Origin of the sequence: Methylobacterium organophilum (assembly GCF_022179465.1) — a bacterium.
Classification (GTDB): Bacteria; Pseudomonadota; Alphaproteobacteria; order Rhizobiales; family Beijerinckiaceae; genus Methylobacterium; species Methylobacterium organophilum.
Genome location: NZ_BPQV01000013.1, coordinates 69,351 through 88,642 on the forward strand (window position 1 = coordinate 69,351; position 19,292 = coordinate 88,642).

Here is a 19,292-nt window from a genome sequence, read left to right on the forward strand (position 1 = left end):
ACCAAGGCTCCCGCGCGCGTGCGGCCTCGAATCCCACGCGACTTCAGCAGTTTGGCCCCTGGACGGGGCGTCCGGACGGGATTCGGGAGGCCGCGCATGGCTCGCCTGACCTCCGTCTGCGTCTATTGCGGCTCCGGCTTCGGCACCGATCCCGCCTTCCGCGAGGCGGCGGCGACGCTCGGCCGCGACATCGCCGAGGCGGGGCTCAGCCTCGTCTATGGCGGCGGCAATGTCGGCCTGATGGGCACCGTGGCCGGCGCCGTGCTCGACCATGGCGGCCACGTCACCGGCATCATCCCGGACTTCCTGAAGTCGCGAGAGCGCATGCTCGACGCGGTGCAGGAGACCATCGTCGTCGACGACATGCACACCCGCAAGAAGCTGATGTTCGACCGCGCCGACGCCTTCGTGGCGCTGCCGGGCGGCATCGGCACCCTGGAGGAGCTCGTCGAGCAGCTCACCTGGGCGCAGCTCGGCCAGCACACCAAGCCGATCCTGCTGCTCTCCACCAACGCCTTCTGGGCGCCGCTGCTCACCCTGCTCGACCACATGCGGGAGACCGGCTTCCTGCGCGCCGGCCTCGACCCGCGCTACCTCGTGACGGAGGACGTGGCGCAGGTGATTCCCCTCCTGCGCCAGGCCGCCGCCCAGCAGGGCGAGGCCCCCGAGCGCGAGCGGCTGGTGGCGGAGCGGTTCTGAGGGGGCGGCGTTCGGCCGCCGCGCCTTTCCTCGCCCCCCTGGGCGAGGAGGACCGCACGAAGCGCGCTGGAGTGGGGCCGCGCGATGCGGGGGAGCCCGGCGGCCCCCTCTCCCGGGAGGGAGAGGAACGATGCGCCGCAGACCGAGCCGATCCAGCGGGCACCCGATGGGATGCGGGAACAGGTTCCCGCAAGAGGGGGCAAGGGGATGCGCGTCGGCCGCTGTGATCGTCCGGCAAAGGCTCCCGACATCCTGGCACCGGCCGATGCCTTGAACCGGGGAATCGCGTAGAACTCGGCCATGGCTGACGCGGCGAAGACCATCATCCGGCCCCATGCGGGCCTTCCCTATTTCGAACTTCTCCGGGATTTGTCCAAAAGGACCGGGGCCTTGCGCTATCTCGAAGTCGGCGTCCGAAGCGGCGACGTCTTCACCCAGATCAGCTGCGTGCACGCCATCGGCGTCGACCCGCTGTTCCAGTTGAACACCAACGTCACCGCCAACAAGGCCCGGGTTTCCCTGTATCAGCTCCCGAGCGACGTGTTCTTCCAGCGCCTGAACTGGCGCCGCGACATCGGGCACCGGATCGACCTCGCCTTCCTCGACGGGATGCACCTGTTCGAGTTCCTGCTGCGCGACTTCTTCAACACGGAGGCGATCTGCCGGCGCGACTCGATCATCGCCCTGCACGATTGCCTGCCGCTCACCGAGGCCATGGCCGACCGCGAGCCGGAACAGGCCCTCGAGCGCGCCCGCGGCTCCGACTATGTGAGCTTCTGGACGGGCGACGTCTGGAAGGTGGTGGCGATCCTCAGGAAGTACCGCCCGGACCTGGCCATCACCGCCGCCGACGCCGCCCCGACCGGCCTCGTGCTCATCACGAATCTCGACCCGTCCTCGCAGGTGCTCAAGCGGAACTACGACGCGATCCTGCGGGAATTCACGGAGATGCCCAACACCGCCGCCGCGATCGGGCGGATGTATGCCGACACGCCGGTCACCGCCGCCGCCGAGGCCCTGGACCGGCTGAGCCGGCGCTCCTTCGCGGGCAAGCCCTGGTGGAAGGACTGGCTGGGGCGGGGCTGAGGCGGGCCGCGACGGGGCGGTCGAGCCGCCCCCTCCCCGACTGATCCCCGGCTTGCCCGGGATCAGCAAGCGATGCCGAAGTCGGGCAAGCCCGACTTCGGGCGGGGCGAGCGGCGCCCCCTCGCCCGGCGGGGGAGGGTTCGCGGCCTACTTCACCACGCTCCAGGTCGTGGTGCCGTCCTTGTTGTCCTTCACGGCCACGCCCAGGGCCGCGAGCTCGTCGCGGGCGCGGTCGGAGGCGGCCCAGTCCTTGGCGGCGCGGGCCTCCCGGCGGGCGGCGATCAGGGCCTCGACCCGGGCGACGTCGATGCCGGCGCTGGCGATCTGGGCCTGCTCGCGGGTGCTGCGGGTCTCCTTGAGGAAGCCCATCAGCCCGGCCCCGGCCTTGAGGGCAGCGGGCTCCTCCAGGCGGTGGAGCTCGGCGAAGGCGGCGGCGGTGTTGAGGTCGTCGAGGAGCGGCTCGATCACCGCGGCCGGCACCACGGAGGCCGGGGCGGCGTCGCCGACGATCCCGTACCAGCGGTCGAGCATCCGGCGCGATTCCTCCAGGCCCCGCAGGGTCCAGTCGATCGGCTGGCGGTAATGCGTCTTGAGCATGTTGAGGCGCACGACCTCGCCCGGCCAGTCGTCGAGCACCTGCCGGATGGTGATGAAGTTGCCGAGGGACTTCGACATCTTCTCCCCCTCCACCTGCAGGAAGCCGTTGTGGAGCCAGACATTGGCCATCACGCTCGTGCCGAAGCAGCAGCGGGACTGGGCCACCTCGTTCTCGTGATGGGGGAAGATCAGGTCGAGGCCGCCGGCATGGATGTCGAAGGTCTCGCCGAGATGCTTCCAGGACATCGCCGAGCACTCGATGTGCCAGCCCGGCCGGCCCGGCGCCGCGATGCCGCAGGGCGAGGGCCAGGACGGCTCGTTCGCCTTCGAGGGCTTCCACAGCACGAAATCGAGGGGCGAGCGCTTGTAGGGCGCGACCTCGACCCGGGCGCCGGACTCCATCTCGTCGAGGGGCCGCTTCGAGAGCGCGCCGTAATCGGGCATGGAGGGCACGTCGAACAGCACGTGGTCCTCGGCCACGTAGGCATGGCCCGCCGCGACCAGCCCCTCGATCAGCCGGTGCATCTCGGCGATGTGGTCGGTGGCGCGGGGCTCGATGAAGCGGGGGCGGGCGCCGGCCACGTTCACGTCCTCGGCCATCAGGACGCCGAGGTCGCGGATGTCCTTGTGGAACTGGGCGAGGGTGCCGTCGGTGAGTTCGCGGATGGTGATGCCGCGCTCGGCGGCGCGGGCGTTGATCTTGTCGTCCACGTCCGTGACGTTGCGGGCATAGGTGACGTGCGCCTCCCCGTAGAGATGGCGCAGCAGCCGGAACAGCAGGTCGAAGACGATGATCGGGCGCGCATTGCCGATATGGGCCGCGTCGTAGACGGTCGGCCCGCAGGCATACATGCGCACATGGCCCGGATCGATCGGCGCGAAGGGCGCCTTCTCCCGCGTCAGCGTGTTGTAGAGCCGCAACATCGGCGCCATCACCGTCGTTCCTGCCTGATTCCGCCCGCCCCGGCCCCGGCGGGCCCGGGCGGCGGTCTATCCCTCTCGCGATGCAGCGACTTCTCCGGGCAGGCCGGACCGGCCCCCGCCCAAGCCGCCGCATGGTCGCCGGCCTCGCCCGGAGGCCGTGTTGCGCGAAGGCGACGGCCGGACCGGGCCGCCTGGGCTACCCCAAAACCATGAGCATTTCGAGAACGACCCGTCCGATCGAGAGACTTCAAGCAGCCGTGAGGATCGCCGCAAGGGTTTGTTTACCCCACCGTCCGAACACTCCGGCCAAGAACGATCCCGTCAACGAGGCTTTCACCATGCGCCGACCGGCCGCTGCCCTGCTCGCCGTCATCCTCGCCTCCGCCGCCTCGCAGGGCCTCGCGGCCGGCGACGGGCAGAGCCCCGCCAAGAGCGCCCAGGCCCCTGTCGAGAAGACCTTCCTGATCCCCTCGGGCGAGGGCTACGGCGTCGGCGAATGCCTCACCGGCGGCGCCAGCGAATGCGGCCAGGTGGTCGCCAATGCCTGGTGCGAAGCCCAGGGCTATGCCAGCGCCGCCACTTACGGCGTCGCCGCGCAGGACGAGTATACCGGCGCCATCGCCACCGCCCCGGTGCGCCCGAGCGAGCGCCCGATCCGCATCACCTGCCAGGACTGACGGGATTCCGGCTCACGCCGGACGTGCCGCGGCCGCGACGGGCGCCCCCCGCAGCAGGGCGAGCGCCGCCTCGATCCCGGCCTGCGTCCACAGGTCCAGGGCGCGGGGGCGGCGCGGGCCGCGCCGGGCGGGCGGCGGCGGTAGCGGGATATGCAGGAAGATCGCCGGCTTCCCCTCGGCAAGGGTGCGGTAGTAGCCGGCATTGCAGAGATAGCGCCCGGCCTCCCGCGAGCGCGCCGCATCCAGGCCCCGGCGCCGCATGGCGAGGCGGGCGCGCTCCGCCGCGGGGCTCTTGCGCTGGGGCGGCCCCTCCGGGTCGAGGGCGAGGCGCCGGGCGGTGCCGCCGCTGGCGTCGGGAAAGAGCCGGCTCGCCCGGTTGAGGGCGCGGAACTCAACCCGCACCCGCTTCGCGCGGGCGGCGACCCCGATCATCAGCACCGCCGCCGGATCCCGCGCCAGCGCCGGTTCGAGCTGCGCGGGGATGGCCGCATAGGCCGTGCGCAGCACGAGCAGCTCCGGCGCCTCGGCGAGCAGGAGCCGGAGGCGCGGATGGCGGGCGATCCGTTCGGCGAGGCGCGCGCTCGGATTGCGGGGCACGCCGGGAAAGGGGCCGAAGCCGGTGACGAGGAGCCGGCCCGGCATCCGCTCAAAGCCCGATCAGCGTCGCGATCGCGTCCGCGCCGGCGGCGGGAGAGTGCTCGCCCGCGGCGACCGATTTCTCGGCCTCGGCGGTGGCCTTGCGGACCTCGGCGCTGCCGACGAGGCGCTGATGCAGGCGCTCGTGCACCAGCGCCCACATCCATTTCACGTCCTGCTCCCGGCGCTTCCGGGCGATCTCGCCCGTGGCGGTCAGCTTCTCGCGGTGGTCCTCGATCCGGCGCCAGAGCCCGTCGAGGCCCTTGCCGTGCAGGCCGGAGATGGTAACCACCGGCGGCGTCCAGGTGGCGGAGGGCGGGGTGAGGATGTGCAGGGCCGCCCGGTACTCGGAGGCCGCAGCATGGGCCCGGCGCTCGCCCTCGCCGTCATCGGCCTTGTTGACCGCGATCATGTCGGCGAGTTCGAGGATGCCCTTCTTGATGCCCTGGAGCTCGTCGCCGGCCCCGGGCAGCATCAGCACGAGGAAGAAATCCGTGAGGTCGGCCACCGCCGTCTCGGACTGGCCGACGCCGACCGTCTCGACCAGGATGACGTCGAAGCCCGCCGCCTCGCAGAGCAGCATGGTCTCCCGGGTCTTGGCGGCGACGCCGCCGAGCGTGCCCGAGGAGGGCGAGGGCCGGATGAAGGCGTTCCCGTCGTTGGCGAGCCGGGCCATCCGGGTCTTGTCGCCGAGGATCGAGCCGCCGGTGCGGGTCGAGGACGGGTCGACGGCGAGCACGGCGACCTTGTGGCCCGCCTCCGTGAGCAGGCTGCCGAGCGCGTCGATCGTCGTCGACTTGCCCACCCCCGGCACGCCGGTGATGCCGACCCGGATCGCCTTGCCGGTCTGCGGCAGCACGGCGTCGATCAGGTCGCGCACCGCCGCCCGGTGGTCGGCCCGGCGCGATTCCGCGAGGGTGATCGCCCGGGCGAGGGCCGCGCGGTCGCCCGCGAGCAGCCGTTCGCGGATCGTGTCCATGTCGGGAAGAGGAGGAGGCGCCATGGCGCCCTTCATGACCGGGCGCGCGGCGTTCGTCGAGAGCCTTGCCGGGGGAGAGGGCCGGCGGCGGGGCCCGCCCTCTCCCGGCGATCAGGCGGCCGCCCCGGCCAGCAGGCCGGCCTTGGCGTAGGTCGGGTTGAGCCGGCTCGTCAGGTAGTCGTCGGCCCGGATCGGCGCATAGCGGGCGGGCCGTTCCGCGCTGGCGCAGCCCGGCAGGCAGGCGACCTCCGCCTCGGGGTTGGGGTCGAGGAAGAAGGCGATGGAGTAGCGCTCGCTTCCGGCCGGGCTGACCACGCGGTGCGGCGTGGACAGGTAGACGTCGTTGGTCCAGCGCATCAGGCAGTCGCCGATGTTGCAGATGAAGGTGTCCGGGATGAAGGGCGCCGCGATCCATTCGCCGGTCCGGGTGCGGACCTCGAGGCCGCCCACCGCGTCGGTGGCGAGCAGGGTGACGCAGCCGTAATCCGTGTGCTCCCCGGCCCCGAGCTGGCCCTCGTCGAGCGCGGCCGGGCGGGCCGGGTAGTGCAGCAGCCGCAGGGTCGCCATGGGCCGGTCGAGCTTGTCCTCGAAGAAGTCCGTCGGCAGGCCGAGCTCGGTGGCGAAGGCCGTGTGCAGCACGCGCCCGAGGGCCCAGACCGCGTCGAAATAGGCGAGCGTGGTGGTGCGGAAGCCGGGCAGGTCCGGCCAGAGATTGGCGGCCCGGAACGGGGCGCCGGCCCGGATCTCCGGATCCTCCGCCGGGAGGTCGAGGCCGATGTTGAAGGCCTCCTTGAGGTCGGGCGCCTTGGTCGGATCGAGGGCCTCCCCCTTCATGGGGATGAAGCCGCGATTGCCGCTCTTGGCGGAATAGAGCGCCGTCCGCTTCAGCGCCTCCGGGCTCTCGAAGAACGCCTTCGCCATGGCGAAGACATCCCCCCTCAAATGGGCCGGCACGCCGTGCCCGGAGAGATAGAAGAAGCCGATGCCCCGGCAGGCCTCGCCGATCGCCGCGGCGACGGCCCGGCGGCCGGCCTCGCCGCCTTCGCGCAGGGGAGTGAGATCGATGATCGGAATGCTGTCGCCCATGGCGGTTCCCTTCGGCTGGTGGACGATGTCGTGTCCGGTTGAAGTGTCGGTCGGGCAGGAGCGCCTCGCCCCGCCCCCGGGGCGAGGGGGACCGCGCGTGAGCGCGGTGGCGTGGGCCGCGCCGGGCGCGAGACCGGGCCCCTCGGCGCCGCCCTCTCCGTCCGCTTCGCGGCCACCTCTCCCCGAGGGAGAGGCAAGGCGCGCGTAGACCGGTCCGATCGAGCGGGCAGCGGAGGCGCGGCCGGGCGGGCCTCACGCCGTGCCGGCGGCGAGGCCGAGCGCCCGGTCGATCTCCCTCGACCATTCCACGCGCCAGGCGCGCTTCTGCGCCGCGTCCAGAAAGGAGGCGTCGAGGCTCGTCAGGATGGCCGCCTTGATGTCCGCCGGGGCGAAGCCGAGCTGCGTCTGCGCGAGGGCGTATTCGCGGCCGAGATCGGTGCCGAACATCGGCGGGTCGTCGGTGTTGATCGTCACTGCCAGCCCGGCCTCCTTCATGCGGCGAATCGGATGCTCGGGCGCGCCGAGGTCGCGCCAACGGGTGGTGACGCGCGTGGTCGAGGGGCAGCAGGTGAAGGCGATGCCCGCGTCCCGGCAGCGGGCGACCAGGGCGGGGTCCTCCACCACGCTGTAGCCGTGATCGATGCGCTCGACCTTCAAGGCGTCGAGCGCCCCGGCGATGGAGGCGGGCGGGCCGGATTCGCCCGCATGCGCGGTCAGGCGCAGCCCCTGGCGCGCGGCCCGGGCGAAGACCGCGGCGAAGGGCTCCGGCGGGTGGGGCACCTCGTCGTAATCGAGGCCGAGGCCGATCACGTCGTCGCCGCGATGGGCCAGGATCGCGTCGAGATAGTCTTCGCCGGCCTGCGGCCCCAGCTCCCGGTTCATGCCGGGGATGATGCGCGAGACGATGCCGAAATCCGCCTCCGCCTCGGCCCGGCCGGCGCGGATGCCCTCGAACTGGACCCCGAACGGCACCCCGCGATGGGCATGGGGACTGATGAAGAATTCCATGTAGCGGCAGCCCTGGGCGGCGGCCGATTCGAGCATCTCGTAGGTGATGCGCCGGAAATCGTCGGCGGTGACGACGCTGTCGGCGATCCGGCCATAGACCGCCAGGAAGGCGGCGAGGTCGTCATAGACATAGAGGCTCTCGACGCCGCCTTCGGCGAGGGCCACCCCGTTCTTGCGAGCCAGCGCCATCGCCGTGTCGGGCCTGACCGCCCCTTCGAGATGGATGTGGATCTCCGCCTTCGGCAGGCCGCGCATGACATCGCCGCTGATCATTCCCGCCTCCTCGCGCCCCGGGCGGCCGCCGCGGAGGGCGGCCGGCCCCGAACCCAGTATTGCCGCGCCGGACGACACGGCTCTTCACAGAATCGGAATGCCTGAAATCTGGACTGATCCCGTCACATCGCAGGCACATTGCTTCGCGAATGGACATTCGCGCCGCTGATCTGTCGCGAGACCATATCGATGATTGACAGATCGGCTAGAGCGCTTTCCTGATCGTTCCGTTCAGAATGCCGAACGCAGGCGCGCGGGTTGTTCAGCTACGAGCTCAAGGACATTCACGGCTTCCTGCTCCTGGCGCGCTGCGGCAGCATCAGCCGCGCCGCGGCGGCGCACGGGATCCCCAAGGCCACCCTCAGCCACCACCTGAGCCGGCTGGAGGATGCCCTCAAGGTCGAGCTGTTCCTGCGCAAGCCGCGGGGGCTGGAGCTGACCGAGGCGGGCCGCGAGTACCAGCAGCATTGCCGCGCGATCCTCGACAGCTGCGAGGCCGCCGCGAGCGCCGCGCAGAGCGCGCATTCCCGGGTCGAGGGCCGGGTGCGGATCGTGGCGAGCGGCGAGTTCGGCACCACCCTCCTCGGGGCGGCCGCGCACCGGGTCGCGCTGCAGAACCCCCATCTCGACTTCGATCTCAGGATGACCCCGAACGACACCCTGCTCTCGGGGCAGATCGACTTCGACTGCATGCTCTATGTCGGCAAGCCGCCCGATTCGGCGCTGCTCTGCCGCAAGCTGACGGACGTGGCGAGCGGGGTCTATGCCGCCCCGTCCCTGGCGGCCTCCTTCGGCGGCCTCGCCGGTCCCGAGGATCTCCAGGGCCTGCCGGGGGCGGTCTACCACCGCAGCGGCGTGGCCGAGGCCTGGGCGCTCCAGCGCGGGCGCGCCCAGGCGATCGCCCGCCCCTACGAGCGCTACCGCGTCAACGAGTACTGGATGGCGAAGTACTTCGCCGTCGAAGGCTCGGCGATCGCCTATCTCCCGGACTTCTTCGTCACCTACGAGGTCCAGTCCGGCTCCCTGGTGCCGCTCCTGCCGGAATGGCGCTCGAAGAAGACCGCGATCTCGCTGCTCTACCCCAAGCAGCGCCACCGCAACCCGCGCCTGACCGGCCTGATCGACACCCTCTGCGTCAACTTCCACGAGTTCATCGCGCATCCCCGCTACGCGCTGGTGAAGCGGTAGCCAGACACACATGGCCGCCGGGAACGCCACGGAATCGCGGCCCAAAACGTTCCTCCCGGAAGAACGCCCTATCCAGCCCGCGGAAATTTTCGGATCCTGCGGGGACGGCAATCGCAGAGGTGGCTCATGCCAAAGCCCTACATGGCGGGTTCGGCGCGCATGCGGCGCCCGGGTCAGGCCCGGCGCGGACCCTCCTGGCAGGGGGAGCTCTCGCCGGAGATGAAGCGCAAGCTCGCGCTCAACCGGTTCACCTATAGCGGCGGCTTCGACGGCTACGAGGGCCGCATGATGCTCAGCCCCGAGCCCGGCGCGCCGAAGGGGGCCGCCCCGGCCCGCCGCACGCGGCAGGACTGAAGCAGGCCCCCGCAATCCACACCGCCCCACACCGCGCGGCGCCTCATGGCTGCCCCGCCATGGTCACGATCCTGCTGCACAGGTTAGGCCGAAGCCGGGCGGAAAGGCTCGGAACGGGGGCGTCGAGGCATGCGGCGGAACGATTTCGGAACGGGGCGGGATGCCGCGCAGGCCGGCCCGACGCGCCGTGGGCTGATGCGGTTCGCCGCGCTCGCGGGCGTGGCCGGGCTCGCCCCCGGCCTGTCGGGCTGCATCGCGGACGGGCTCGTGACCGGCGCCGTGGGCGGCGCGCCCGAGAGCCAGTCGGCCCTCGACGTGAGCCCGGTGCTCCTCGTCGCCACCACCCGCAAGCCGGTCTCCGGCGGCTCCAAATCCCCCTATTTCGGCTCCGAGCGCGGCCGCGGCCTCTCCTTCGCGGAGGTGCGCATGTCGGCCCCGGACCGCTCGCTGATCGGCCAGGTCTCCTCGGTCGTGACCGGCGACTGGGGCATCAAGGCGGTGCCGCAGGTGCAGACCGGCGCCGGCGCGGCCGCCGCCTTCACCCAGGCCGCCTTCGGGCGCGACGTGCTCCTCTACGTGCACGGCTACCGGGAGAGCTTCGAATCGGCGGCGATCAGCGCAGCCATGCTCTCGGACGGCATCCGCTTCCGCGGCGCCTCCGGGCTGTTCACCTGGCCCTCCGCCGCCGCGACCTTCGATTACGGCTACGACCGCGAGAGCGCCCTGTGGTCGCGGGACGGCTTCGAGGACCTGCTCAAGGCGCTGACCGCCTCGCCGAGCGGGGGCCGCATCCACATCGTGGCCCATTCCATGGGCACGCTCCTGACCCTCGAGACCCTGCGCATGCTGCGGGCGGAGGCCGGCGAGGCGGCGATGGCGCGCATCGGCGCGGTGGTGCTCGCCGCCCCGGACATCGACATCGACCTGTTCACCGCGGGCGTCGAACGGCTCGGCCCGGACGTGAACAAAATCACCGTGATCTCGTCGACCAACGACCGGGCCCTGGAGCTGTCGGGCGCCATCGCCGGCGGCATCGTGCGCGCGGGCGCCGCCGACCGGGAGCGCCTGGAGGCCCTCGGCGTGCGCGTGGCCGACGCCTCCGAGTATGGCGGCGGCCTGATCAACCACGACCTGTTCCTCTCCAACAAGGAGGTGCAGGGGGTGGTCAAGCGCGCGATCGGCCGGGCCGGCGGCGCCTGAGCGCAGCCCGCATCAATCTCCGCCCCGCCCCTCGACCCGGCCGGCGCGCGCCCCTACAGGGTGGGCGCCCGGCCCATACGGCGACTCGCCGCGCGGCGCGCGGCGGCCGGGCGGACGCTCCTCACGAAAGGCTATTTCGATGTTCACGCTCGAGATCGACGGGACGGCGGTCGCCGTCATCAACGGGGACGAGGAGACGGCGCGCGACCTCTTCACCTGCGACGGGTTCAAGGAGGACATCCGCACGCTGACGACCAGCGGCAAGCCGATCTGGAACGGCACCTCCGCCCTGACGATCCGCCCCGCCACCGAGGACGAGATCGAGGAATTCGAGGACGCCCTGGCGGCCGACGAGTCCGACGAGGACGGCGCGTTCGAGCCCGACCCGCATCACGCCGGCGCGGACAACGACGAGGAAGAGGACGAGGCCGACATCGTGTTCCTCGTCGAGATCGACGACGAGGACGAAGACGAGGACCAGCTCGACGCCTGAGGCAGGCAAGGCCGGCCCCGGGCCTCTCGCCCGGGCCGGCGGCCTCACCCGGCGGAGATCGCCGCCGCGCCGAGGGCGTCCGCGATCTCCGCCGGGGACAGGCGGCGCAGGACCGGGCCGGCGGTCCAGACCAGGATCGGCTCGACCCGGCGGCCCGGATAGAGCTCCGCGAGGAGCGCGGCGTAGAGAGCGATCTGCGCCGCCTCCGCCGGCGGCAGCGCCACCTCCGCGGCCGGGGGCCGGCCGGTCTTGAAGTCGCAGAGCCGCACCACCCCCTCGCCCACCGCGAGCCGGTCGATCCGCCCGGACACGATCCGCTCGACGCCCCCCGCCACGACCCGGCCGGACAGGGCGACCTCCGCCTGGGCCCCCGGCGCGAAGAGCGGGGCGAGATCCGGCTCCTCCAGGAGATGCAGCACCGCCTCGACGATGGCCGCGCGCTTCGGGGCGGCCATGGCCGGGGCGCGGGCTTCCACGAAGCGGGCCGCCGTCTGCGCCCGGCGCTCCGGGACGACCCGCGGCAGGTGCTCGATCAGGGCGTGGATCAGGGTGCCGCGCTGCCGCGCCTCGGCCCCGGCCTCCCGGCGCCGGGAATCGCGGGGGCCGTCGGCCGCGCCGAGCAGGTTCGAGGGCGTGAGCGGAGGCGCCGCGTCGCGCTCCTCCGGGACGGGCCGGCGCAGCCAGTCCGGCAGGGGCTCCGGGCCGGGACACACCGCCCCGGGCGCGGCCGGCGCCTCGGCTTCCGCCCGGGCGGTGCCGTCCTGCCAGAGGGTGATCGGCCCGTAGGCCGCCTCGCTGTCCGTGCCCGGGCCGAGGCCGCGCTCCAGCCCGGTGCGGATCATCCGGCTCCAGGCGGCCTCGTCGGGCTCGGTCGCCCCGCAATAGGGCGCGATCACGAGATGGTCGGCCGCCCGGGTCATGGCGACGTAGAGCAGGCGGTTGTGCTCCTCCCGCGCCCGGGCGTGCAGGGCCGCCCGCGCCGCGGTGGTGGCGGCGCAATCCTGGCTCTTGGCGCCGGGCCAGACCGGGGGGAGCGGCGCGACGATGCTCTCCGGCCCCATCGGCAGCAGGGGCGGATCGTTGCGGCCGAGCGGCTCGCAGCCGTCGATCATCACGACGACGGGGGCCTCCAGGCCCTTGGCGCCGTGCACGGTCATCACCCGGACCTCGTCCCGGTTCGATTCCATGTCGCGCTTGACGGTGATGCCCGGCTCGCCCCGGACCTGCCGGGCCACGAAGCGGGCGAGGAAGGCGTCGAGGCTCGGCGCGTCGGTACCGTTCTCGGCCTTGGCCGCCTCGGTGAGGAAGACGTCGACGGCGTCCCCCGCCTCGCCGCCGAGGCGCGCCACCAGCTTCGCCCGGCCGCCCTCCGGGCCGAGCAGGGCGGCGTAGAAGCCGAACGGCCCCTGCCAGGCGGCGCGGGCGCGCCAGCCCTGCAGGGCCGCATGCCCCCGGCGCGCGGCCGGATCCCCGGCCTCGGCGTGGCGGGCGAGCGCGTCCTCCAGGGTCTCGGATTCCGGGCGCCCCGCGGCGATGCGCACGAGGTCGTCGTCGGTGAGCGCCACCAGGGGCGTCTTGAGGGCGGTGGCGAGCGTCAGGTCGTCGGCGGGCAAGAGCCCGGCCCGGCCGATGGCGACGAGATCGGCCACCGCAATATGGGCGGCGACCTCGAGCCGGTCCTGGCCGGCCACCGGCAGGCCCAGCGCCTTGAGCGCCCGGATCACCTCCTCGAAGGCGGCGGAGCGCTTGCGCACCAGCACCAGGATGTCGCCCGGCCGCCAGCGCCGCCCGAGGGCGTCGCCCCGGGTGGTCCATTCCCGCACCGCCCGTGCGATCCGGCGGGCGACGACGATGCCCGGGGCGCTCGCCTCCGGCGCGTCCACAGGGGCGGCCCAGGCATCGGGCTCGGTCTCCTCCGCCGGCACCTCGACGGGCCAGAGCTCGACGGAGCCCGGCGCCTCGCCGCGGGCGGAGGTGTGCACGGTGCCCGTGGCCCCGTCCTCGAAGGACAGGCCCTGGAAATGGTCGGGCACGGCAAAGACCGCATCGACCGCCCGCAGCACCCCGCGGGCGGAGCGGAAGGACAATTCCAGCTTCACGTCCTCGAAGGCGAGCTCCGCCTCGGCCGCGGCCTTCCGCCAGTCGCCGTGGGTGGCGGCGAATTCCCGCGGCTCGGCGCCCTGGAAGCTGTAGATCGACTGCTTGGGATCGCCCACCGCGAAGCGGGTGCGCAGGAGCGGGCGCGCCCCGAAGCCGCTGGCGAAATCCGCGGTGATGCGGCGCAGGATCTCCCATTGCTGCGGGTTGGTGTCCTGCGCCTCGTCGATGAGGACGTGGTCGACGCCCTTGTCGAGCTTGAACAGCACCCAGGCGGCCTCGACCCGCCCGAGCAGGTCCACGGTCTTGTGGATCAGGTCGTCGAAGTCGAGGGCGCCGATGCGCGCCTTGTGCGCCTCGACCCGGCGGTGGATCTCGGCGGTGAGCGTGAACAGGGCCTGGGTCCGGCCCGCGGCCTGAGCGGCCTTGAGGGCGTCGAGGAGCGGGATCAGCCGGGCCTGCTCGGCGAGCAGGGCCTCCTTCACCGCCGGCGGCACCGCCTTGGTGCCGAGGCTGCGCTCGGCCCGCGGCTCCTGCTTCTCGGTGAAGAACACGCTGCGATAGGCGGCGAGCCCCTCCGGCGTGCCCCGGGCCGCATGGGCGGCCAGGAGCCCCTCGGCGAGCTTCTCGTCGGTGGCCTTGCCCGTGCGCAGGCCTTCCGCGAGCCCGGGCAGATCCCGGGGGGCGCGGTCGAAGATGCGGGCGAGGAGCGCCGCCTCGTCGTCGCCGTCCTCGAGGCCCAGCGCCTTGGTCAGCCGGGCGAGCCCCGGCTTCAGGGCGCGGGGATCGGAGAAGAGGGCGCGCCGCCGCATCGCCGCGCGGATCGCCTCGCGCAGGGTCTCGCCGGAGGCTTCGGGGCCGACGATGTCCAGCGCCGCGCTGAGATGCGGATGGCCGCCGCGGATCGCGTCGGCGAGCACGTCGTCGGTGACGCGGGCGAAGGCCTCGCCGCTCTGGTTCTCGTCGAGCACGACGAAGCGGGCCGGCACGTTCGCCTCGAAGGGGAACATGTGCAGGAGCCGCTCGCAGAGGGCGTGCAGGGTCTCGATCTTGAGGCCCCCCGGCGTCTCGACCGCATGGGCGAAGAGGCGCCGGGCGACCTGGAGCTGGCGCCGGGCCGGCCGGGCGCCGGTGAGCGATTCGAGCTCGGCGGCGAGGGCCCCCTCCTCCAGGGTGACCCAGCGGCCGAGCCGGTCGAACACCCGGTTCGACATGTTGGCGGCGGCCGCCTTGGTGAAGGTGAGGCAGAGGATGCGCCCGGGACGCGCCCCGTCGAGCAGCAGGCGCAGCACCCGGTCGGTGAGCACCTTGGTCTTGCCCGAGCCGGCATTGGCCGAGACCCAGGCCGAGGCGCGGGGATCCGCGGCGCGGCGCTGCCGGTCCTGCGTGAGGGCATCGACGACGAAGGGCTTGCTCAAGACGGGCTCCGGACCGGGATCCGCTTATAGACCGGGCTCTTCCTCGATCGCATCCACCCGGTCGGGATAGAAGGCGAGATGGCCGCGGATCGCGGCGACGGCGGGGAACGGCGTCTCGTAGCTCCAGGCCGCGGCGCTGCGCAGGTCGTCGCCGACCGCGAGGTCGAAATAGTGCGCCTCGCCCTTGTAGGGGCACTGCGTGGTGCGCGGATTGGGCCGCAGCAGGTCGGCCCGCACATCCGCCCGCGGGATGTAGAGCACCGGCGGATACCGCGCCTCCGTCAGCCGCAGGGCGTTGCGCGTGTGGGCGACCAGGGTGCCGGCGACCCGCACGCTCACGGCGGCCGGGTGCGGGGCGATCACGATCGGATGGTCGGGGCCGGGCTCCTTCATGGTCAACCTCCGGGGGTGAGGGGGCGCTCGTCGGTTCCCAAAGCCTCGGCGAGGCGCGCCTGGGCGCTGCCGGGGCGCAGGGGCTTCTGCTGGCTCTCGTGGGGCGCCCAGCCGGAGAGCCAGACGATCTCGAAGGTGGCGCGCAGGCGGCCATCGGGGTCGGCGAAGCGCTCGGCATAGATCTGGGCGGCCCGCATCAGCACGTCGCGGCGCAAACCGGCGCGGCTGCGCTCGCTGAGCGCGTTGGTGAGCCCCATGGCCCGCAGGTCGCGCATCAGGCCGAAGGCGTCGGCGTAGCGCACCACGATCCGATCCGTGTCCGTGACCGGCAGGGCGAAGCCCGCCCGCTGCAGCAGGCCGCCGAGGTCGCGCACCTCGGCGAAGGGCGCCACCCGCGGGCTGACCCCGCCGGCGATCTCGCTCTCCGCCTGGAGCAGGCTCTGGCGCAACTCGGTCAGGCTCGACCCGCCGATCAGGCAGGCGAGGAACAGCCCGTCGGGCTTGAGCGCCCGCCGTAGCTGCGCCAGCGCCCCCGGCAGGTCGTTGACGTGCTGGAGGGCGAGCGCCGAGACGACGAGGTCGAAGCGTTGCGCAGCGAAGGGCAGCGCCTCGGGCTCGCCCAGGACCGTCAGGGGCGCCCCCGGCTCGGCGAGCGGGCTCAGGCGCAGCACCCGCTCGACGCCCTCGCGCCCCCGCAGGGCCTGCGCCAGCCCGGGGAGCGGGGTCCCGAGGTCGAGGACGAGGGGAAAGCGCCGCAGCACCGCGGACAGGCGGTCGTCGACATCCTCGATCACCCGCGCGAGCAGGAAATCAGCGAAGCCTGCACGCCGGGCACGGGCGAGGCGGTGCCGGATCAGGGCGGTGTCGAACAGGGGCGGCGGCGGGTTCATCGCGGGCTCAACATGGTCCCGGCTTGCCGCCCGCGCCAGTCTGGCGGATCATCGCGCTTCACGCTTTCGGGAGGGCGGAACGCCGGGGCGGGGCCGCCCGTTGCTGTGCCGCTTTTCAACGGAGTGTCCAGCATGATCCGCCATCTCGTCGCCGCGGGCCTCGTTCTCGCCGCCGCCACCTTCGCCGGCGGCGCCGAGGCGAAGGGCTGCATCAAGGGAGCGCTGGTGGGGGGCCTGGCCGGCCACGCCGCCGGGCACGGCGTCGCGGGCGCCGCCGCCGGCTGCGCCATCGGCCACCACTACGCCAACAAGAAGGACAAGGCGGCCGCCCAACCCCAACAGCAGCCGGCCCGCTGAGCACGGCGGCGGCCCGGACCCTTCTGCTCACCGGGCTGCGCGCCGCCTGGGACGGGGCGCTCGGCCTCGTCTATCCGCCGACCTGCGTGGGCTGCGGCGCGGCCACCGCCGAGCCCCACGCCCTCTGCCCCGCCTGCTGGTCGGGCCTGTCCCTGATCGAGCGGCCCTTCTGCGAGCGGCTCGGCACCCCCTTCGCCCTCGATCTCGGCATCGGCCCGCTGCTGTCGCCGCGGGCCATCGCCGAGCCGCCGGTCTTCGCCCGCGCCCGGGCGGTGGCGCTCTACGACGGGACCGCCCGCGACCTCGTCCACCGGCTCAAATACGGCGACCGCCTCGACCTCGCCCGGGTGATGGGGCGGATGATGGCGGCGGCGGGCCGGGAGCTCCTGGCCGAGACCGACCTGATCGTGCCGGTGCCCCTGCACGGGCTACGGCTCTGGCGCCGCCGCTTCAACCAATCGGCCCTGCTCGCCCGGGCGGTCGGGCGGCTGGCGCAGCGGCCCTGCGACCTCCAGGCGCTGGCCCGGGTGAAGGCGACGCGCCCGCAGGTGGGCCTCACCCGGGCCCAGCGCGCGCAGAACCTGCAGGGCGCCTTCCGCGTGCCCGAGGCCGCCCGCCCGCGGATCGCCGGCCGGCGCCTCCTCCTCGTCGACGACGTCACCACCACCGGCGCCACCGGCAACGCCGCCGCCCGGGCCCTGCTGCGGGGCGGGGCGAAGCAGGTCGACCTGCTCACCTTCGCGACCGTCGCCGTGCAGGGGTGAGCCGGGGGCCGGTTGATGGGGCGACCCTCGCCGCGCAAAAGACTGTTTCAATACAATATCTTAACGGGATTCCGCACGATCGCTTCGGCCATGCGCGCATCCTCTCGCCCCGCTTGCGGGGAGAGGGGACCCGGCTCGACGCCCGTTGATCAACGGGACGCGCCGCGACACGAAAACGGGGGCCGAAGCCCCCGTTGCGTTCTCCCGATCCTGCGAGGCCACCGCTCAGGCGGTGGCCGGCTTGAGCGTGCCCGTCGCGGCCGCCTCGGCCTCCGGCGCGAGCACCTTGCCGCGGGGGCCGACCCAGGCGCCGACCCATTTGCGCTGCCACAGGAACAGGCAGCCGAGCACGATGGCCGCGAACAGGGCATAGACCACGAAGCCCGGGCCGAAGGCGCCGGTATATTGCTTCGAGAAGCCCATGACGTTGGGCAGGATCGCGCCGCCGAGGGCCCCGATCTCGCCGATCATCGAGCCGGCCACGGCGGTGTTGTTCGGCCAGCGCAGGGGCACGAGCTGGAACAGCGCGCCGTTGCCGGCGCCGAGCGCGGCGAAGCAGAGCATGAACAGGCCGGTGGTCAGCGCCAGGGAGGGCGCGCCGGTGAGCGCCAGGAAGGAGCCGATCGCCGCGAGCAGCACGATCGAGAGCACCAGAAGGCCGCCCATGCGGTCGGCGAAATAGCCGCCGAGGATGCGGATACCCGAGCCCATCAGGGCGGCCAGCATGGTGAGGCGGCCGGCCTCGACCTTGGTGACGGCGAACTGCTCGTAGAAGAAGGTCGGCAGGAAGTTCGACAGGCCGATGAAGCCGCCGAAGGTGATGATGTAGATCAGCGAGAAGGCCCAGCCGTCCTTGGTGAACAGGCAGGAGACATGCTCCTTGAAGGTCTGCCGGTGGGCGTCCGGCGGCTCCTTGGCCAGGGCGATCATCACCACGAGGGGCAGGACCATCACCAGGCCGGCGAAGCCGTAGACCGTCTGCCAGCCATAGGCCTGGGCCAGCGGCGGCGCGAACAGCACGGCGAGCACGGTGCCGGAATTGCCGGCCCCGGCGATGCCCATGGCGAGCCCCTTGTGCTCCGGCGGGAACCAGCCCGAGCCGAGCGACAGGGCCACGCCGAAGGAGGCACCGGCGATGCCGAGCAGCACGCCCATGGCGAGCACGTCGTTGTAGGAGGAGACGAAGAAGAAGCCGTAGGCCATCGCCAGGATGATGATGCTCATCTCGGTGATCGCCGCGTTCTTGCGGCCGATATACTGGGCGAGCACGCCGAGGGGGAAGCGCATGATCGCCCCCGCCATGATCGGCAGCGAGATCATGAACCCGGTCTGGGCCGGGGTGAGCTTGTAGGTCTCGGTGATGAACGGGCCCATGGCGCCGTTCAGCACCCAGATCGCGAAGCAGAAATCGAAATAGAGGAAGGCGGCGAACAGGGTCTTGGGATGACCGGATTTCATCACGGTCTTGAAACTGGCCATGGCAGTGCTCGTCTCTCGAACGCAGCCCGAAGCGCCGGCCAATCGCCGGGCGGAGCCGCTCATGCGGGGGATCCGGACTCGCGCCGTCCGCATGCGAGGCGCCGTTGCCCCGCGCGCCGCGTTCAAGAAGCGGCGGCCGACCCATGCAGCAGCCGTGCCAGATCCGGTGCGGGCGCCGGCCACGGCGGGGGGCGCGGCCTCATCCGTGGGATTGCTCAGGAAAGAGGCTGTTGCCGCGCCGCCCTGCCTAGCGGCGCGCCCCTGTCACCGAAGCGTCGTCTCACCGAAGCGTCCTGCGGACCGCGCGGGCGATCAGCGGCAGGTCTTTACCCGGCGCACGATCCAGCCCTCGCCGTCCTGCCACATCTTGCGGCGGCCGGTGCTGCAGAGGAGGGGTGCCTCGCCCGAGGTCCAGGTCACGCCGGGCTTGGCCGGCTCCGCCGCGGCGGGGGCCTCGGCCGGGGGCGGCACGCGCTTCGGGCTGCGGGCCTCGGCGCCGCCCGCGCCGAGGGCGAGTGCGCAGGCGAGGACACAGCCTGCGGCACGGGCGAGGGGGCGCCGGAGCGGAGCGACGGGCACGGGGCGGTTCCTCAGGGGATCTTCCCCGCATAGATCGCCACGGGTGCCGACAGTTCAATGACGGGGCCGCTCGATTCGCGCGGCTTTCCGCTCAATTTTTACGGGATGGTAAAGC

19 protein-coding genes are annotated in these 19,292 nt (G+C 72.7%); 9 read left to right on the forward strand and 10 right to left on the reverse strand.

Features of this window, described 5'->3' with window-relative positions; translation table 11 throughout:
• The first annotated feature begins 96 nt into the window (after positions 1 to 96).
• Both MFF21_RS19500 and MFF21_RS19505 read left to right on the forward strand, forming a co-directional pair.
• On the forward strand, positions 97 to 699 hold the full coding sequence (locus tag MFF21_RS19500) for an LOG family protein (protein WP_238313147.1): 603 nt from the start codon (positions 97 to 99) through the stop codon (positions 697 to 699).
• Positions 700 to 1,089: 390 nt separating this feature from the next.
• Complete coding sequence (locus MFF21_RS19505) at positions 1,090 to 1,785, forward strand: class I SAM-dependent methyltransferase (protein WP_238313149.1); 696 nt, start codon at positions 1,090 to 1,092, stop codon at positions 1,783 to 1,785.
• A gap of 147 nt (positions 1,786 to 1,932) precedes the next feature.
• Here the strand turns inward: MFF21_RS19505 and cysS are convergent, their stop codons facing one another.
• Complete coding sequence (cysS, locus tag MFF21_RS19510) at positions 1,933 to 3,315, reverse strand: cysteine--tRNA ligase (RefSeq protein ID WP_238313150.1); 1,383 nt, start codon at positions 3,313 to 3,315, stop codon at positions 1,933 to 1,935.
• 329 nt (positions 3,316 to 3,644) lie between these two features.
• Here cysS and MFF21_RS19515 point away from each other — a divergent pair, with 329 nt between their 5' ends.
• Complete coding sequence (locus tag MFF21_RS19515) at positions 3,645 to 3,983, forward strand: hypothetical protein (protein ID WP_238313152.1); 339 nt, start codon at positions 3,645 to 3,647, stop codon at positions 3,981 to 3,983.
• A 12-nt stretch (positions 3,984 to 3,995) separates the two neighbouring features.
• On the opposite strand, the gene MFF21_RS19520 is transcribed toward MFF21_RS19515, so the two are convergent.
• From MFF21_RS19520 to add, 4 genes are all read right to left on the reverse strand, one after another.
• Positions 3,996 to 4,625, reverse strand: a complete 630-nt coding sequence (locus tag MFF21_RS19520) for a pyroglutamyl-peptidase I family protein (protein WP_238313154.1) — start codon at positions 4,623 to 4,625, stop codon at positions 3,996 to 3,998.
• 4 nt (positions 4,626 to 4,629) lie between these two features.
• The gene (meaB, locus tag MFF21_RS19525; protein WP_238313156.1) at positions 4,630 to 5,634 is read right to left on the reverse strand and encodes a methylmalonyl Co-A mutase-associated GTPase MeaB; all 1,005 of its coding nucleotides are present in this window, start codon (positions 5,632 to 5,634) and stop codon (positions 4,630 to 4,632) included.
• 75 nt (positions 5,635 to 5,709) lie between these two features.
• Positions 5,710 to 6,684, reverse strand: a complete 975-nt coding sequence (locus tag MFF21_RS19530; RefSeq protein ID WP_238313157.1) for an isopenicillin N synthase family dioxygenase — start codon at positions 6,682 to 6,684, stop codon at positions 5,710 to 5,712.
• 252 nt (positions 6,685 to 6,936) lie between these two features.
• On the reverse strand, positions 6,937 to 7,965 hold the full coding sequence (gene add, locus MFF21_RS19535) for an adenosine deaminase (RefSeq protein ID WP_238313159.1): 1,029 nt from the start codon (positions 7,963 to 7,965) through the stop codon (positions 6,937 to 6,939).
• Positions 7,966 to 8,223: 258 nt separating this feature from the next.
• Here add and MFF21_RS19540 point away from each other — a divergent pair, with 258 nt between their 5' ends.
• The 4 genes from MFF21_RS19540 to MFF21_RS19555 all read left to right on the forward strand — a co-directional run bounded on the left by MFF21_RS19540 (position 8,224) and on the right by MFF21_RS19555 (position 11,200).
• On the forward strand, positions 8,224 to 9,153 hold the full coding sequence (locus MFF21_RS19540; protein ID WP_238313161.1) for a LysR family transcriptional regulator: 930 nt from the start codon (positions 8,224 to 8,226) through the stop codon (positions 9,151 to 9,153).
• A 126-nt stretch (positions 9,154 to 9,279) separates the two neighbouring features.
• Positions 9,280 to 9,507: a hypothetical protein gene (locus MFF21_RS19545; RefSeq protein WP_238313164.1), complete on the forward strand. Its 228-nt coding sequence runs from the start codon at positions 9,280 to 9,282 to the stop codon at positions 9,505 to 9,507.
• Between the two features lie 129 nt (positions 9,508 to 9,636).
• Positions 9,637 to 10,707, forward strand: a complete 1,071-nt coding sequence (locus MFF21_RS19550) for an alpha/beta hydrolase (protein ID WP_238313166.1) — start codon at positions 9,637 to 9,639, stop codon at positions 10,705 to 10,707.
• 139 nt (positions 10,708 to 10,846) lie between these two features.
• On the forward strand, positions 10,847 to 11,200 hold the full coding sequence (locus MFF21_RS19555; protein ID WP_238313168.1) for a hypothetical protein: 354 nt from the start codon (positions 10,847 to 10,849) through the stop codon (positions 11,198 to 11,200).
• 44 nt (positions 11,201 to 11,244) lie between these two features.
• Here MFF21_RS19555 and addA read toward each other — a convergent pair whose 3' ends face one another.
• From addA to MFF21_RS19570, 3 genes are read right to left on the reverse strand one after another with little or no spacing between them, the layout of a single operon-like run.
• Entirely contained in the window at positions 11,245 to 14,715 is a 3,471-nt protein-coding gene (addA, locus tag MFF21_RS19560; protein WP_238313170.1) for a double-strand break repair helicase AddA, read from the reverse strand.
• Positions 14,716 to 14,739: 24 nt separating this feature from the next.
• Positions 14,740 to 15,108, reverse strand: a complete 369-nt coding sequence (locus tag MFF21_RS19565; RefSeq protein ID WP_238313172.1) for a DUF427 domain-containing protein — start codon at positions 15,106 to 15,108, stop codon at positions 14,740 to 14,742.
• 2 nt (positions 15,109 to 15,110) lie between these two features.
• Positions 15,111 to 15,998, reverse strand: coding sequence for a methyltransferase domain-containing protein (locus MFF21_RS19570; RefSeq protein ID WP_238313174.1), 888 nt, complete (start codon positions 15,996 to 15,998; stop codon positions 15,111 to 15,113).
• 132 nt (positions 15,999 to 16,130) lie between these two features.
• Here MFF21_RS19570 and MFF21_RS19575 point away from each other — a divergent pair, with 132 nt between their 5' ends.
• Both MFF21_RS19575 and MFF21_RS19580 read left to right on the forward strand, forming a co-directional pair.
• Positions 16,131 to 16,355: a hypothetical protein gene (locus MFF21_RS19575; protein WP_238313336.1), complete on the forward strand. Its 225-nt coding sequence runs from the start codon at positions 16,131 to 16,133 to the stop codon at positions 16,353 to 16,355.
• Positions 16,356 to 16,378: 23 nt separating this feature from the next.
• Positions 16,379 to 17,119, forward strand: coding sequence for a ComF family protein (locus MFF21_RS19580; protein WP_238313338.1), 741 nt, complete (start codon positions 16,379 to 16,381; stop codon positions 17,117 to 17,119).
• A 225-nt stretch (positions 17,120 to 17,344) separates the two neighbouring features.
• Here MFF21_RS19580 and MFF21_RS19585 read toward each other — a convergent pair whose 3' ends face one another.
• Positions 17,345 to 18,598, reverse strand: a complete 1,254-nt coding sequence (locus tag MFF21_RS19585; RefSeq protein WP_238313176.1) for an MFS transporter — start codon at positions 18,596 to 18,598, stop codon at positions 17,345 to 17,347.
• A gap of 312 nt (positions 18,599 to 18,910) precedes the next feature.
• Positions 18,911 to 19,177 carry a hypothetical protein gene (locus MFF21_RS19590; RefSeq protein ID WP_238313177.1) on the reverse strand — a complete coding sequence of 89 codons (267 nt, stop codon included), beginning with the start codon at positions 19,175 to 19,177 and terminating at the stop codon, positions 18,911 to 18,913.
• Positions 19,178 to 19,292 lie beyond the last annotated feature (115 nt).